The sequence below is a fragment of the Bacteroidota bacterium genome (assembly GCA_039111535.1).
Taxonomy (GTDB): Bacteria; Bacteroidota; Rhodothermia; order Rhodothermales; family JAHQVL01; genus JBCCIM01.
This window is the reverse complement of record JBCCIM010000154.1, coordinates 1-15,668: the sequence shown is the minus strand read 5'-3', so window position 1 is coordinate 15,668 and position 15,668 is coordinate 1. Positions and strand designations below refer to the sequence as shown.

Sequence of the window (15,668 nt, the reverse complement as noted above, 5' to 3'; positions counted from 1 at the left end):
GGATCTGAAGCAAAAAATCGAAGCATGGCAGCAGACACGCAATCAAGAAAAGGCAACCGTTAACTGGCAGTTCTCAACGCCGAAAGCACGGAAAAAGCTCGCACGCCATTATCCATCAACTCCCCGATGACTGGGTACTAGCCTGCTCTCAAGAAATGCAAGCGGAGAGAGAGCAAATTCAAATCTGGTTAAGCCAACGAAACAAGCAACTCCGGAGTCGTGATATCTTTCTTCATCTACAAAGCAGTAACGATGGAGTAGACCCTATCTCTTCTGAGAGGTCTCAAGAGAAGTTCAATAAGTTGATTCGAAAATGCGACATTATGATCGTTCTTGCAGCCACTCAAGTAGGTCAATTTACTCGAGAAGAATTTGAGACAGCGGTCAGTAAATTCCATCAAACCGGCAAACCAAAGATCTTCACTTTCTTCAAGCAGACCCAAATTGACATTAATCAAATTGAGACATCACAGCTAGAAAGTCTCGATTCTTTAAAAGCACGAATAGACGAAATTGAGCATTTCTGGTCACAATACCGTTCTTCCAAAGATTTAATACTGAAATTGCGAACAGAATTCGAACGACTTATATAGAACTCAACTTTCTTCTACATTACACAAACCGTCCCCCGATCATTTGGTAATCGATCAAATCTAAACTTTTCCATAAGATAATTAAAGCAAACCTCTTCATCTTGTCTCCCAAGTACAAGATTTGCTGCTATCAACCCGTATACCATCGCGGCCCTTGCGCCGGTGCCCGACATGCCGGCAAGCATCACGAGCCCGTCAATTTCGTCACCATTGGTATCGGGCACTTTGCTCACATAGGGCACCGCCGTCTTTGTCATCGAATAGACACTCGAACGGCCATCGACATATTCTATATCATCCGCAGTAAGACTCATTCCCAGTAACCGGGTATAGTCGAGCAGATTGTCAACGGCATCTCCTTGCTCCTGGGCAGACAAATTCAGTCCCCATACCATGTCCAGATTGGAGACCTGCGAACGTTCCTGGCTGCCAACTTTCAAAAGCGGGTTACCATTGTCCTCAAAATATTCTACCGTCGCCTGATAGGGCTGTGCTTTCTCATTGGGGAAGCTGTTTACAAGCGGAAAACCCATCGCATACCGTACCTGCTCCGGCACCGTCAGGCTGGCAAACCGCTCATCGTTTAGCTTCAAAAAAGCTTCAGCAACACGTTGCGGCTGAATCAAATCGGAGATTGCGGGATTCAGAGACGCCAATAGCGAGCCGGTATAAGGCCCGGCTGCAGCTACAACGTTACGCGCCAGCATGACCTCTACTTCACCCGATGCAACGTGTTCGACTTCAATTCTGAATACATCATCCTGTTTGGTCAGACCTGTAACCTTACTCCTATACCGCACTTCGCTACCCATGCCGTCAATTGCCAGATGCAGATGGTTAATGAGCGACATCGGATTTAGTGTACCCGTGTAGAGGCCATATTCGCGTAACACCAGCAAGCTATCGGGGATATCCATCTTAAACTGCTCGTCGGCAGAAGCCGGTGAATCGGCAATTTTGAAGTCAACCTCCTGCCGCTCCAAAATCGGCACAATTGCATCTTTTTGATTTCGTGGATGGATATTGGTAACAATCGCCGTCGTATAAATGTGCTCCATGATATAAGGCCTGGCCACCTCGTACCGTTCATTCAGATAAGCGATAAGACCAGCAGTTTCTTTCAGGGCACGCGTATGCAGAAAAGCCTCATCATCGGTTAACAGGCTATGTTTCTGGGTGATGCGCGTATCGCCGTAGCTAGATCCTGTTGTGTATAATGAATCTTGCTTCTCAAGCAACACAACCGGTAGACCAGCCTGCGCCAGATGCCAGCTTGTGGCACTCCCCATTAAACCACCGCCAATAACAACAACTTCATGAACTTCTTGCTCGGTGCATGATGACCAGATGCACATCAGCACAAGCATTAAACAAACGTTTCGCATAGTACCAAGCGAATTTTTATGAGTAACAACTAATCCAGAGCGTAGGGCCCACGCGCAAAAGGTACTACAAATTGACAACGAATGGGATACGCCTCCTTCAATACTTTTTGAAAACGTATGCCACCACATCAAGGCCCTTTGTATGTATACAATTTACTAACGATCAACGCTATGTCTTTCTTGTCTGGTAGCTCATACCAGTTTTTCTTCCTTGCCAGCTACCATTTTTTTTGCCACATTTATACTGATAAAGACTGATTGACTGCGAGATACGTCAGCCACCCCCCAAGAAACCCATCCCCCCATGCAGAAGCTTATTGCCAGTATCCTCGTGTGCCTCCTGTTTTTTGGCTGTGCAGCAGCGCCGGCCGAACTTGCACAACCTACAGCAGATGCGTTGTATGATGTGCTTGTGTTCTCAAAAACCGAAGGGTGGCGACACGAATCCATCGAAGCAGGTATTGCTGCCTTCCACAAATTGGGTGCTGAACAGAACTTTTCAGTCACTGCTACGGAAAACAGCGGCCATTTCACTAACACTGACCTTCACCAATTCGAAACGATTGTATTCCTGAATACAACCCTTGATGTATTCAACGAAAAAGAACAGGCTGCTTTTCAGGACTACATCCAGCAAGGTGGCGGATTCCTCGGTATACACGGCGCCGCTGATACAGAATACGATTGGCCCTGGTATGGTGGATTGGTTGGGGCCTACTTCGAAAGCCATCCCGACCGCCAATACGCTGATGTTGTATTTACTGACGAGCTGCATCCCGCGTCTGCCGGCATGCCCCAAACATGGCACCATTACGATGAGTGGTACAACTACAAAGCAAATCCACGCGCCAATGTTCATGTGCTCGCTGTTGTTGAAGAGAGCTCTTACGAGGGCGGCAACATGGGGCATGACCATCCTATTGCGTGGGCGCATCACTATGATGGCGGGCGCGCATTTTATACAGGACTGGGCCACACAATCGAAAGCTACGGCGACCCACTGTTCCTCAAACACTTGACTGGTGCACTGCAATGGACCGCAGGACAAGTTGATGCAGATGTGACTGCCACCCGCGCAGACGCTTTTTCTGAAGTGGTGCTAACAGGCGACCTCACCGACCCCATGGAAATCGACATTACAAACGATGGTCGCGTCTTCATCATCGAATGGGCCGGCACTATCAAAATATGGGAGCCGGAAACTGGCGAAGCCCGCGTTGTTGGTTGGCTACCCGTGGATAAGAAAATTGAGGATGGCCTGCTAGGCCTTGCCCTCGACCCGGCGTTTGACACCAATGGGTGGCTCTACCTTTACTATGCGCCAGTAGCAACTGATCAAAGCTTCAACCGGCTTTCCAGGTTTACCTATGACGGTCAGATGATTGACATGGATAGCGAGGTCACTGTCTTGGATGTACCCAATCAGCGCCGCTCCTGCTGCCACTCCGCTGGCAGTGTACAGTTTGATACGCAGGGTAACTTATACCTGTCTACGGGCGACAATTCGGGTGGCGGCCGCGATGCTGAAAATCCGATGGAAAGGAAATTTGCCGACCAGGGCAGAACATCAGCCAACACCAATGATTTGCGGGGTAAAATCCTCCGCATCACGCCACAGCCTGATGGATCGTACACCATCCCGGCCGGCAACCTCTTTGAGCCAGACAGCCTGCACCGTGGAGAAATATACACCATGGGACATCGTAACCCGTTCAGGTATTCTATTGACCCGGCAACGGGTTGGTTATACTGGGGCGATGTTGGCCCCAATGGCACGGGCTACGACGAATTCAACCAGGCACGTGGCCCGGGTTTCTTCGGATGGCCCATGTTTACAGGCCCCAATGTGGTACATGACGATTATCATTTTGCCGGTGCAAAAGGTAAAATGGATCATTACATGGACCCAACTGCACCCATCAATGCATCGCCTTACAATACGGGCGGACAAGCTCTTCCCCCTGCCCAACCTTCCATGATGCATTACCGCAATGGTACTTCAGACGAATTCCCTGAATTTCAAGCAGGTGGCTTAAATCCGATGAGCGGCCCCATTTTCCACTACAATGCAGATACAGCCCATCCGCAGGCCATGCCGGTGTATTACAACGGCAAGTGGATGATCTATGAGTGGATGCGAAACTGGGTCCAGCTTGCCACACTGGATGATGCCGGCAATCTGGCCAACCTTGAGCCGTTCCTACCCGGCAATGATTACATCAGCCCAATGGACATAGAAATAGGTCCACAAGGCCGGCTTTATATCCTCGAATGGGGGAAATCTTTTTGGGGCAGCAATGCGGATGCGCAACTGGTCCGGCTCGACTACTATGGCACGGAAGAACCAGGCACTCCGTCCATGCCTGAAATGCTGACTGCAAGCGGCATCCGCATCGAGCAACCCGTAGACGGTGGCTTCTTCGACTTCGACAGCCCCATCCCTTACGCAATCCAACTTGACGACCAGGCGCTTGCAGATCGCGCCTACCTTCAAACCTACACTGGCTACAATACATCAGCACTTCCACTCGAACGACACGCAGACCTGCAAGGCCAGCTTACCATCGACCATAGCTACACGCATTCGCCAGATGTTGCGCGCGTTAACCGCTTTGCGATGCTGGAAGCCTGCGTTGATGAAGGGGGACATAAAATGTGCGATACGCGCATTCTGCATCCCAAAACAAAAGAAGCAGAACATGCTACGTCATTCGAAGCAGCTAACCCGATGATGCATGGCGCGCACCCTGCATCGCTCTATTGGGGGGGAACAGCACTCAATGTGATGCAAATCAAGCCAAACGCCCGCCTGGTCTATACCCCGGTAAACCTCACAGGCATAGAAGCAATTACGGTCAGGTTCAAACCATCTAAAGCTGCGCAAATGAAAGTTTGGTGGGATGCCGGCGAACCTGAACTCCTTACAGAAACCGTATTGGATGAACATAGCGGTGCAGCAATCATAACGCAGCAGGCTGCATACATTGCCGGCATTACGGCTGATGACCGCCAGGCTAACAACGTTAAAAAGTCTAAAGCCTTTGATGGTTGGCGTGAAATCACCTTGCCCATTACGAATCCGGGTGGCTCACATGCGTTAATATTGACTTTTGAAAGTGAAGATAAAGGGACATTGCTCGAACTAGATGCGCTCGTGTTTCAAGGCCCAGGCCTTAGCGGAGAGTAGATCGTCGAACTGTACACCTTCGAAATAAGCAAAAACGGGATAGGCGCATGCTCCTATCCCGTTTTTTATGGGGCAAGCCACAAATAGCGAGGGCTTTATCCCGCCATGTTGTAATAAAAACGCTCTTTTACAATGGTCTCTCCTTCCCATTGCTGAACAGTCACCTGCTCTAGCCGAACACGGTTGCCGTCCTGAAAAGTCACATCCATCCACACTTCAGCCATACTCACTTTGGTCTCTTCGTTTGCAGTCAGGGCATCAACACCTGCTCCGTGAAACTCGGCTATACTGCCGAGAAATTTCTTTTCGCGCTCGCGGTTGGCGTCTTTCCCAGCAGTCGATTCTCCTGTTGGCTCGATCATTACTACATCTTCGTGATAGAACTTTTCAAAAGCTTCCATCAATTGTCCCCCAAGGACCATATTCTGTAATTCGGTTGCACGGGCTAGATAACTCATATGCGTATCAAGGTTTGATCTTTATTTACGTGTTACAACATACTTGTTATAACACATACCTTGGCGTAAGTTGCACAGGGCAACGCATTTAGTGTAACGAGAATGCAACAATCGAAAAAAAGGGGGCGGGGGGTGAGGGGCGGGAGTTTTAAAGGAGGAAACTGATCATGGCTGCGATCAACAAAACAGCAACCAGGCCAGAAGCAAAAACCAACGAGAGCGCAATAGCCATGCTGCCCGGACCCATGCCCTTTCCAACGAGCACAAGGCGATCATCAACCCAATCGACTGCTTCCTGAAAAGAGAGACCAGACTGACTGATGGCTTCAGTCACTGAGTACGCATGAAAGGTGTCATGCGTCTCATCGTAGATTGCCATGCGGTCTGAGCGGTAGCTTTTGATGCACCGTGGCCGGCCCATTGGAGGAAATTCAGTGTGCTGTACGGGGCGGGACGGCATGGGGGTAGCTTTGACGATGCGTTCAACTTTAGCAGGACGTTTAACCTCGACCGATTCCTGGGCAAGAAACGAGGGTGCCTTGAAAAGGGGAGGACGATCGAACGATCGATCTGCTTTACTGATCACAAGCGAGAGGGGCTTATACATGATACTCATCTCTTCTCTTCTACGGATGGACGTGTCTTTCTCCGGGCACTTTCAAAAACAACCAACATCGTGCCACAATTTCGCAACATTTTACACACATCAACGCCTTTTCCTTCAAACTAGCCGATTTTAGCGTTTCTGACGTCACTTTAATTGTCACACACTTAATTAATATCGACACATTTCTGCAACATTTAGCCGCTGGCACAAATTATTACGGCTGTCTTATCCCATCGTGATCCGCATTTTCTCAATATGTATCTCCATGCAATACAATATTCAGCGCACGCATATCGCCGCCGTAAATCTTTTCTCTCCCCCCACCTCCGGTAACGCACCCATTCCTGTCTGGCCGACTACTCGGAAATAGTCATTTATCCTCTGAAATAATTTTGGTCTTAATGACACCAACAGAAACACAGACCTGATACGACAATGAATCAATGTAACCTGCCATCAGACAAATCCAACACAAATGGGTATATGCCTATTTCTTGCGGATACTATGATTATCTGGAAGCCTTTGCTGTCCAGAAAAAAGAAGTAGACCTGTCATTTATTTCGCCTGAGCACCCGAGCCCGCTGACTATTCAAGGAAAGGTGGTTGATCTGTTCTCAAGAACCCAGGTCGAGTTTATGCTTTTTCAATCAGGAGATACAAAACACGAAATCCGGCTGGACCATATTATTGAAATTGAGGGCATCCCAAATCCTTCCGCGGTACCTGCTGCGCAATGAGACCTGCCGGCATGGTTTGATTCGTCTATAATAAAGAAGACCCCATGCGTTTGCATGAGGCCTTCTTTATTGGCTATAGATCTAGCATATCCAGTCTAAAAAGCAAACTGCAAACCGGCGACAATCTGCCAGTCCGTTTCGAGTTGGGGGCCATTCAGATTCTGGGAAACAGGTACCACACCTTCAACAGCCAATCTCAAGCCGTACAACGGACCACCCAGCACATACGTATTCAGACCAAGTGCCGCATCAACCCGACTGCCACCACGCAGTTCAGTGAACACGGTGGGCACCATGCGCATATTCACAGCTCCTGCGTACGCAGGGGATGCGCCATCAATGTCGCCCCAGTTGGTCGCCTCAATACGCGCAGAAGCACTGATCCACGGCGTCAATTTCCGAGCCCCCCATGTGGTAAAGAGAAACCGGTTACCAAGGGTATAATCCTGATCGTTTTCGCCAAGACGTACCACACCTTTGGCCTGTGCACCCCAGGACCAGTCTGGTGTTTGTCCCAGGTAAGTGATGCCAGGCATCAGGTCTACCGTCCCAGAGCCTAACTGCATCGGGTAGGGCAACTGTGACGCGTTGGGTGCACTCGCAGGTGTTACGTCAGATGCTTTAATTGACCCGGTTGGGAAAGAGACGCCGGCATTTAGATGCACGCGACTGTTTCCAAAAGAAGCAATTTTGTACAGGCCTGACAGCTTGATGTCACCAACGCCAGAAGAAGAAGTTGTAAAAGCACCGCCGGCCCGGGTGACATGATCCATTTCCAGTGAAATCACTGGCACCATGGCCATCAAAGTCAATTCATTGGTCGGCGCGTACATCATCCCAAACATGTGCATACCCATCGGCATGTTGACGGGGGCAATCACAAAGTTCTGCCCATTCGGATCAACCACTTCATCGGTTGAAAGGCCGTCGGTACCATCTCGGTTACCGTCCATGTTCATGTACATGTAGCGGTATGAAAGCATAAATTCGCCGGCGCCGTGCGTGTGATCACCCATCACACCAATTGGGGCATGCCCATCAGGCCGGCCGGATGTCCATTGTGCCAGCGCATCAACAGGGTTGATCAGGACAAAAAGAGAAAAAACGAGAACATAGGTTAAATAACGCATAGTATGCCTGTGCTTTATACAAAGGTGGGACAAGACATCAGCTACCTGAGTGCTGATTGGTCTATAGAAGAGAAAAGGACTTGCATGGCAGAAGTGTAGCCGTCCATGGGCCATTTGCAGCACCAGTCAGGCAGTTAGCACCATGCTAAAAAAGCTCGCATACGTATTGTGACACTCCCCTTCTCGCACTGCACCGCATACCACAGGATAGCACGAGATTCATGACAGGAATCTGCGCTACCATTGAGGCTGGATGAGATAAATACCCTGGAATACAGAGGGGATGGGTTAAGCGAAGCAATTACGCATGCGCAACAGGCACAGGCGGCCCCCGTTGTTGAAATGCTGCAGGGAGAGAAGCGTCTGGATTGCGTTCCGCTGATATGATGACCGGTTCGCTATGCGGCGTGGCGTCTACAACAGAAGCTGCAAGAGGACCCGTTGCAGCAAAGGTCGCAAAAAGGTCAGCGTACTCACAATAAAAATGATCGCTACCCGCATCACGTGCCCGGACGGGCATATCGTGTGTGCCATCAACGGCAGCGCCGTGATGCGATGCGCCGTGATGCGGTACATCGTGATGTGCAGTATGCTGGAGATGTCCTCCAACGCCGTACACATCACTGAAAAGCATATACGCATAGTGAGAAGCCGGCGCCACAATACTACCTACCACAAAGGTAAGCAGCACTAGCAGGGCAATTTGACTTCTCCTAATTTGCATACGCGTCCAGTCAGAGGTTGATAGCGATACTGTCAGTTACGGTAAAGGCAGTTACGGCAACACTGCTGATTTGTTGGGATGTCTAACATATCTTTTACATCTTCACAAAAAAGCAATTAAACAGCGAAGGGCTGAAATCAGCCCCTCACTTGTATTAACTATGTATTGAACGATCTACTTGTCAAACGGACTATTCCCCAACCTGCTGACTGGTACGCAGATACGACACAAGTTGCAGTACCTTTTCATCGGGCAGCGCTTGTAGCAAGCCTTCTGGCATCATGGAATTAGGCGTTACTTCTCTGGACCGTATCGTGGACTTACCAATAACAACGGCGTCTTGTCCGACCACGCGAAGTGTTACCTGCCGGTCATCTTCACCGGAAACGTTGCCCATGTACGTACGGCCGTCGTGGGTGGTGATCACAACCAGTTTGTAATCATCCTGAATGACCTCGCTAGGGCTGAGCATGTTGCTCAGGATATAATCGAGGTTGGCCCGGTTGGATCCTGTCAGCTCTGGCCCGATGTCTCCGCCATCTCCATACATTTTGTGACACGTACCACAGGATTGCTCGAAGACCGCGCGGCCTGCGCTTGCATCAGCAGCAGCAACCGCGTTATCTGTAAGCAACGCTGTATACCGTTCGTAAGCGGCTGATTTATCATCAGACATGCTATCAATGGGGCCCCATATCTCAACAAACCCATTACCCACAACACGACGCAACTGACGCGCTACGTATACCGGGATATCAGCTTTGTAATCGGGGTTCTTCTTGATGGCTTCAGCAAGCATCCAACCATACACAGGCCGGGTTGCCATAGTTTGCGCTGCCTCGCGGCGGGCATCTGAATCAAGCGACTCATACTTGGCAAGCAACTGGCTCCCCAATACCCTGTTGTCGTAAGCTGCTACAGCCCGGATCGCTTCTATCTGCACTGCCGGCTCATCGATTAACGCCGGCAGTTGTGCAACCAACTCTTCGCGCTGTTTTGAAGCAAGGCCACGGATGGCGTTGTTTTTATCAGCATCGGAGGTAGCCGGGTCGGCAAGTGAGGCCAACAAGGCTTTAGCAGCCTCAGCATCTCCAAACTGCTGTCCGACCTGGACAGCCAATCGCTGGACGTCTTCGGAATCTTTTTGTAGTGATTGATATACCGCTGGCCAGGCCGCGGGGGTTTCCAAATCTGTCCGCCCTTCCAGTGCATCTAACATCCCGCGCAGGAGCATCGGACGCGCATCTTTCATAGCGGTCAATTTGGAAACAAGGATATCTATCTCATCTGCATCCACTGCGCGGCGAGCGATGTATTCCGTGATAAGCGGAATATTGCTTTCACCCGCAAGACCCAGAGCACGTTCAGGATCTTCAGCTACCAGCGGCTCAATACCGAACCAGCTCATGAGAGGGATGTTATCATCGGTAGCATCCGCGCCATGCTGGATGAGGCCGGCAGCAATGTCCCAGCGATCCGTCATATCGACACGCTGTAGTGCAGCTGCGAGGTATTTCCGAACAACGGGCGATTTATCTGACGACGCCATTTCAGCAAATTCCATACGCGCGTTTTCAGAGGCATCCATGTCTTCCGTCAACAGCTGAATAGCCCAGGCACGAATGTACTCGTCTCTGTCATCAAGCGCCTCCTCAAGCTGCGCAGCCTCAAGTACCTGCGCAACATGCATGGCCCACATGGCCCGGAGTCGGAAATCAGCATTGTCATGGCTCGCGTACGTTTCTTGTAAAGTGGTAACTGCGTCAGCATTTATCGCACGCTGGGTTGCACGATACTGCAAAATCACACGGGCGCGCCGCGCGTGCCAGTCACTCGGGCTCACCTGTAGCGCTGCTAGCTCAACGTCTGTTTTGGTGTTCAGGTCGTCATACCGGCCATCCCATTGTTCCGCGAGCGATTCCTCGGGCGTGATCCTGAAAATGCGGCCGGTGTCCTTGTCAAGCACGTCTTTGCCGCAAATATCTGCATCGTGCCAATCCAGAACGTACACGGCACCTTCGGGGCCTATTTCCATAGAGAACCCGATCCACTGTGCGTTATTAGCCAGCAGGAAGTCATCGCCATGCCGGGCAACGAAGCCTGAACCTTTGGTCTCCAAAATATCAGTCAGGACGGCGTGTTCGTGGATATTCGCCATAAACAACCGGCCCCTGTGCTCTTCAGGGAATGCGTCTGACTGATAAATACGCGCACCACCGTGGGCTGAGCGATGGCGATGGTCTACAATGGTTTGGATATCGCTATACACATACGGATTGAAGTGCCGGCCACCCTGGCGCTGGTAAATGCCGCCAGGTATCACGTGAAACATGTGCGGTATCACACAGGCGCTGATAAACAGCTGCCCTTTTGCGTCATAGTCGATGCCCCATGGATTACTAAATCCGTGCGCAACCACCTCAAACCGTTTTTTTGATGGATGATAGCGCCATACCCCACCATCAATGTCTACACCTTCCTTGGTGAAGATATCCGTTGGGAAGGGATCATTGTGTTTATATAAACGATCGCTCGCGTCAGGCTTTCTAATCCGGGAAGGCGTCGCAAATCCTTCGAGGCCATAAAGCCATCCATCAGGTCCCCAATGGAGGCTGTTAATCGTTTCGTGGCGGTCTCGTATCCCCCACCCCGTTAGCAGGATTTCGATGTCATCGCGCTCTGCCACATCGTCTCCGTCTGCATCCGGGACAAACATCAGGTGCGGTGGTGCGCCAAGGAACAGCCCATCAAACCCAATGGCAATGGCCGCGGGGAAAGGAATGCCTTCCAGAAATACTTTGCGAGAATCGGCAACGCCATCCCCATCCGTATCTTCGAGAATCAAGATGCGGCTGTCGCCAGAATTGGAAAATCCGTCGCCGCGTGATTCATAGTCCCGGTTCTCAGCCACCCACATCCGGCCTTTGTCATCCCACGCAAACGCCATCGGCTGGGTAATCATGGGCTCGCCGGCATATGCATTTACCTGAAAACCTTCCTGCACCGTCATGGCATCAACAGCCATTTGCGGCGTGAGGAATTCAGCTTCCATTGCTTCCTGCTGGGCAATGCCCCACAACGAAGCCGTAGAGTACATTTCTCCCTGTCCACTATAAGCGGAGAACACATCCCGCAATACGATGTCATCGTGTTTGCCGGTGTACACGAGGATGCGGTGTTTGATTTCTTCGGTTTCGCCGGCAGCAATTTGCCAATCGCCAAGACGGGCCCGTACAGGTCCTACGCCTAGTTGTCCGTCTACGCGCCAGGGCTGTGGGAAGCCGGCATTGTCGGGGTGATCAAAAATGGTCATGTGCGCTAAATCATCGCGGCCTTCGACTTTCATTCCGACATCAAGCCACATCGCGCGTTTGCCTTCTGCAAACTGGTTCCGCTGGCGTGCAGCATTTACCGCGGCCCCTTCAATGCCTTCTGTCCAGGGCATCCGCAAGAAAAGGCCACCATAATCGAATTCGCCTATGGTGACATCCTGCACGGCACTCCCCTGCCACACCAAATCGAGCACGTAGTTGTTGTTCTCCTCAAACATCTCCCAGACCTGCGTCTCCTGCAGCACAACTTCGCCGGCTTCATCCAACAAATCGTACACAGTTTTCCACTTCACAGCCGACCCTTCATCCACCATAATTTCGGATGATGCCTTTCGCCAGTAGTCGCCTTGTGGGTTGTGGAAATAGTCGCGTCCGTTTAGACGGGTGAATCCCCAGTAAAGGCCTGTCTGGTGCCTGTGATGCCCAGGACTGTATTCAGTAACCACACTTTGCCCGTCGGGCGAAGTGATCGGGTGCAAATAGGGGCGATGGTCTGGCGCCGCATTCTGGGTGAGGATCGGTTCTGTGTCGCGTTCCCGGTAAACCATTATGGCACCGGTTGCGATATCCTCAACAACAGAAAGCGCTACTTCTTGCAGTTGTTGTTCGCCGCCAACCGAGGGGGTACAGCCTGGTAAAAGCAGTATAAGAGATAGCCCAAAAAAAGCTAGCCCGGCGGCATAGCGTGTCGATAGCGTGGGTGGTGTCTTCGTCCACATAGTAGTAAGGTGGTTCTAATAAAGCATGACAAGATTGCTTTTTAATTTAGCAACCTGACTCCATTTTGTCACCTTTCCGACTATTTCCGCTTTATTAGCCTCTCAGTTGTGCATGGAAGAACGTGCTTAAAGGGCTTACTGCTGGACTGTAACAGGTGGAATATCGCGCATGGTTAGTACGCCGGCCTGGGCTTCGAACACGCGTTTAATGGCGTTTACGGCAATTGCAACCGTGGAGTAATCGCCATTGGTGCCTTTGAGCTTTACTTCAAGGTTTGGCGTACCCGTAATGGTGATGGTATCGCCATCGTCTTCCATGTCGAGCGCAGCGATAAACGTCAAACGCGCAAACTCGCCATCCGCGGATGACGCTGTAGCTACCTGCTTGAGGCCTTTCACATTGCCGGCGGCGACCTCAAAATGCGAGGTCTTGGTGAGTGTTTCAGCAACAACAGGCTCAACCGTATCGGTGTAGTTGGTCATGCGCCGGCCAAGCGTATCAAACAACATGGCCATCGACTCGGGCAATCCTACGTGGCCCATCCGGCCTTCCGCCATTTTCTGCATGAACGCTTCTACTTCCATGCCGGAGCCAATTTTTTTCTGAAAAGGACCACGCCGCTCGCTCGCGTTGATGATGCGGGTAACTTCGACATGCTCAACAGACTGCGTAATACCCGAAATGAACAACGGCAGTGCATCCATCAGGAATCCTGGATTCACGCCTGTACCGAGCACAGATTTGCCAGCTTTCTTCGCACGCGTATCCAGTTCAGTTGCAGCATCATGGTTATCACGCCATGGGAAAGACAATTCTTCAGCGGTAGACACAATGTCCAATCCGGCATCAAGAATTTCTTCTATTTGGGATTTGAACAGATCAAAGTAGGAACTGGTCATGTGCAGCACCACATCTGCCGGCTGTGCGCTGACTGCATCAGCAAGCGAGCCTGACACCTTTTTTCCTAACGGCTGCGCTAAACCAATTACATCTCCAATGTCCCGGCCAATTTTTTCCGGGTCGATGTCTACAGCACCAACCAGTTCAAGATTGCTTCTTTCTGTGACGAGGCGGGCAGCAGCGCACCCGATAGGGCCCAGTCCGAATTGGATGACACGGATTTTATTTGCCACGGTATTGGGGGGTGGTAAAGTGGATTATTTGGCGAAGTTGCGTGACAACCAGAGAGGGTTAAAAATGATCCGATCCCGGGAGGTTATTTGGGGGCTGTACTGAAAGCCGGCCTTTTTCATTGGGCTCCTGTAGCTCCGCTCTACCCCGACAGTGCTGTTGATTTTACTTGCATGCGAATGGCGCCCTCCCTGCGTGACCATGCCCGCCCTCTCAAGAGGGGACGCTTGTACACCCTATCAGGAATATTCAAAATTCAGTGGACATTTAAGCTATTCAGTACGCGGTAGCGTGCGGCATGCTGTTCTGGTTTGAGCGTGGTTTCAGCGTCGATGTACATGACCTGGGGTTTGTTTGCGTTCAACATGGGCCATGCCGGCACACCAGGACCATTGGGGTTGCCGGTTTTCACGAAGTTGGCGTAGTACGCCTTGAACACATCCGAGGCGCGGTAATCTTCCGGCTCCCAATCGTACACACGGTTGGTAGACAGATTCCCCATCGCGTATTCAATTTCGGCTGAATGCGTGGCTCCTGTGGCAGCCGGCGTATTGCCATCACGTGATGCCGGCCGCGGCCTTGCGTACAGGTATCGATACACGGGCTGCCCACCTCCGGTCTTCAGGTGCAAATCTGCCCATTTCCAGGTGCTGAATGCCGTAAACCGGTCGCCCGCAAGATCGATAGCAGAAGTCCGAACTTCTTCCTCATTCGTATGAAGATATACAGCCAAAATCTCATCTGCCTGATCGCCATACAACGACCGCACTACCGTTTGGAAAGACTCCGGGGTAGGTGGCAATCCACCCATTACACCGTTATAGCCTTGCTCCATTGAATTCCATCCGAGGAGTAAAGGTACTTTTGCCTGCTGGCCGGCCTCAAACATGGCGTCTGGCGATTCAGGAAAGACGTAACCGTCTATAGCAGGCGAAAAATGTGTCCACGCATATTTCTTCGTCTTCTCGAGCAGCTCGTCACCAGGTATTTGACGCAGCGCTGCCAGCGACGGAGCGCGCTCCTCTTCGCCAAAAGCAACACCTTTAGCTTCTTGCTCAGCCAGTGGGCCTGCGCGAAGCGTCCCCATCAAGGAACCGCTCGAACCAATCGCGCCGGCGATAAGGTGTCTGGACAACGGTGAAATCATTTGCGCACTTACAGATACAGAGCCGGCAGATTCACCGGCAATGGTCACCCGATCAGGATCGCCACCAAAAGCAGCGATGTTATCCTGTACCCACTGGAGCGCAGCGGTCTGGTCCAAAAAGCCGTAGTTGCTTGATGCGTTGTAATCTGCCTCTGCTGTTAACTCGGGGTGCGCAAAGAACCCAAAAATATTCAACCTGTAGTTGACCGTTAGGGTCACGATGCCTTCCCGCGCCATGCTCTCTCCATCATAACGGTATTCAGATCCATCCCCCGTAAAGAGCCCGCCGCCGTAGAAATATATCAAGACCGGTAGTTTCTCCTCTGCGCTACGCGCCGGTGTCCATACATTCAGGTACAGGCAGTCTTCGCTCATGCCATCCGAACGAAACATCATGTCACTAAAAAGGGGACGTTGCATACAACGCGGCCCAAAGTTCTCTGCTGCTCTTACCCCTGCCCAATTCTCAACCGGCTGCGGTGCCTGCCAGCGCAAATCTCCTACTGGAGGCTGCGC

The 15,668-nt window shown here is 51.2% G+C and carries 11 protein-coding genes; 3 read left to right on the top strand and 8 right to left on the bottom strand.

Annotated features, from left to right (window positions below):
• Positions 1-323 precede the first annotated feature (323 nt).
• Positions 324-593, top strand: coding sequence for a hypothetical protein (locus tag AAF564_19725; protein ID MEM8487791.1), 270 nt, complete (start codon positions 324-326; stop codon positions 591-593).
• A 14-nt stretch (positions 594-607) separates the two neighbouring features.
• On the opposite strand, the gene AAF564_19720 is transcribed toward AAF564_19725, so the two are convergent.
• The gene (locus AAF564_19720) at positions 608-1,978 is read right to left on the bottom strand and encodes an FAD-dependent oxidoreductase (protein ID MEM8487790.1); all 1,371 of its coding nucleotides are present in this window, start codon (positions 1,976-1,978) and stop codon (positions 608-610) included.
• 304 nt (positions 1,979-2,282) lie between these two features.
• On the opposite strand from AAF564_19720, the gene AAF564_19715 reads away from it, so the two are divergent.
• The gene (locus AAF564_19715) at positions 2,283-5,165 is read left to right on the top strand and encodes a ThuA domain-containing protein (GenBank protein MEM8487789.1); all 2,883 of its coding nucleotides are present in this window, start codon (positions 2,283-2,285) and stop codon (positions 5,163-5,165) included.
• 95 nt (positions 5,166-5,260) lie between these two features.
• Here AAF564_19715 and AAF564_19710 read toward each other — a convergent pair whose 3' ends face one another.
• Both AAF564_19710 and AAF564_19705 read right to left on the bottom strand, forming a co-directional pair.
• Entirely contained in the window at positions 5,261-5,623 is a 363-nt protein-coding gene (locus AAF564_19710; GenBank protein MEM8487788.1) for a SnoaL-like domain-containing protein, read from the bottom strand.
• Between the two features lie 148 nt (positions 5,624-5,771).
• Positions 5,772-6,230 carry a hypothetical protein gene (locus tag AAF564_19705; GenBank protein MEM8487787.1) on the bottom strand — a complete coding sequence of 153 codons (459 nt, stop codon included), beginning with the start codon at positions 6,228-6,230 and terminating at the stop codon, positions 5,772-5,774.
• A gap of 435 nt (positions 6,231-6,665) precedes the next feature.
• Between AAF564_19705 and AAF564_19700 the strand changes: the two genes are divergently transcribed.
• Positions 6,666-6,968 (top strand): Rho-binding antiterminator, encoded by a 303-nt coding sequence (locus tag AAF564_19700; GenBank protein ID MEM8487786.1) that lies wholly within the window; start codon positions 6,666-6,668, stop codon positions 6,966-6,968.
• 95 nt (positions 6,969-7,063) lie between these two features.
• Here AAF564_19700 and AAF564_19695 read toward each other — a convergent pair whose 3' ends face one another.
• The 5 genes from AAF564_19695 to AAF564_19675 all read right to left on the bottom strand — a co-directional run.
• On the bottom strand, positions 7,064-8,098 hold the full coding sequence (locus AAF564_19695; protein ID MEM8487785.1) for a transporter: 1,035 nt from the start codon (positions 8,096-8,098) through the stop codon (positions 7,064-7,066).
• Positions 8,099-8,399: 301 nt separating this feature from the next.
• Positions 8,400-8,822: a hypothetical protein gene (locus tag AAF564_19690; protein ID MEM8487784.1), complete on the bottom strand. Its 423-nt coding sequence runs from the start codon at positions 8,820-8,822 to the stop codon at positions 8,400-8,402.
• 190 nt (positions 8,823-9,012) lie between these two features.
• Positions 9,013-12,873, bottom strand: coding sequence for a PVC-type heme-binding CxxCH protein (locus AAF564_19685; protein MEM8487783.1), 3,861 nt, complete (start codon positions 12,871-12,873; stop codon positions 9,013-9,015).
• 135 nt (positions 12,874-13,008) lie between these two features.
• Positions 13,009-14,007, bottom strand: coding sequence for a dihydrodipicolinate reductase (locus tag AAF564_19680; protein ID MEM8487782.1), 999 nt, complete (start codon positions 14,005-14,007; stop codon positions 13,009-13,011).
• 254 nt (positions 14,008-14,261) lie between these two features.
• The coding region (locus tag AAF564_19675; protein ID MEM8487781.1) for a carboxylesterase family protein at positions 14,262-15,668 on the bottom strand (1,407 nt) is incomplete at its 5' end.

Coding starts and splice junctions, on each gene's coding strand:
- AAF564_19725 (MEM8487791.1), top strand. CDS start 324: ATGATCGTTCTTGCAGCCACTCAAGTAGGTCAATTTACTCGAGAAGAA.
- AAF564_19720 (MEM8487790.1), bottom strand. CDS start 1,978: ATGCGAAACGTTTGTTTAATGCTTGTGCTGATGTGCATCTGGTCATCA.
- AAF564_19715 (MEM8487789.1), top strand. CDS start 2,283: ATGCAGAAGCTTATTGCCAGTATCCTCGTGTGCCTCCTGTTTTTTGGC.
- AAF564_19710 (MEM8487788.1), bottom strand. CDS start 5,623: ATGAGTTATCTAGCCCGTGCAACCGAATTACAGAATATGGTCCTTGGG.
- AAF564_19705 (MEM8487787.1), bottom strand. CDS start 6,230: ATGTATAAGCCCCTCTCGCTTGTGATCAGTAAAGCAGATCGATCGTTC.
- AAF564_19700 (MEM8487786.1), top strand. CDS start 6,666: ATGAATCAATGTAACCTGCCATCAGACAAATCCAACACAAATGGGTAT.
- AAF564_19695 (MEM8487785.1), bottom strand. CDS start 8,098: ATGCGTTATTTAACCTATGTTCTCGTTTTTTCTCTTTTTGTCCTGATC.
- AAF564_19690 (MEM8487784.1), bottom strand. CDS start 8,822: ATGCAAATTAGGAGAAGTCAAATTGCCCTGCTAGTGCTGCTTACCTTT.
- AAF564_19685 (MEM8487783.1), bottom strand. CDS start 12,873: ATGTGGACGAAGACACCACCCACGCTATCGACACGCTATGCCGCCGGG.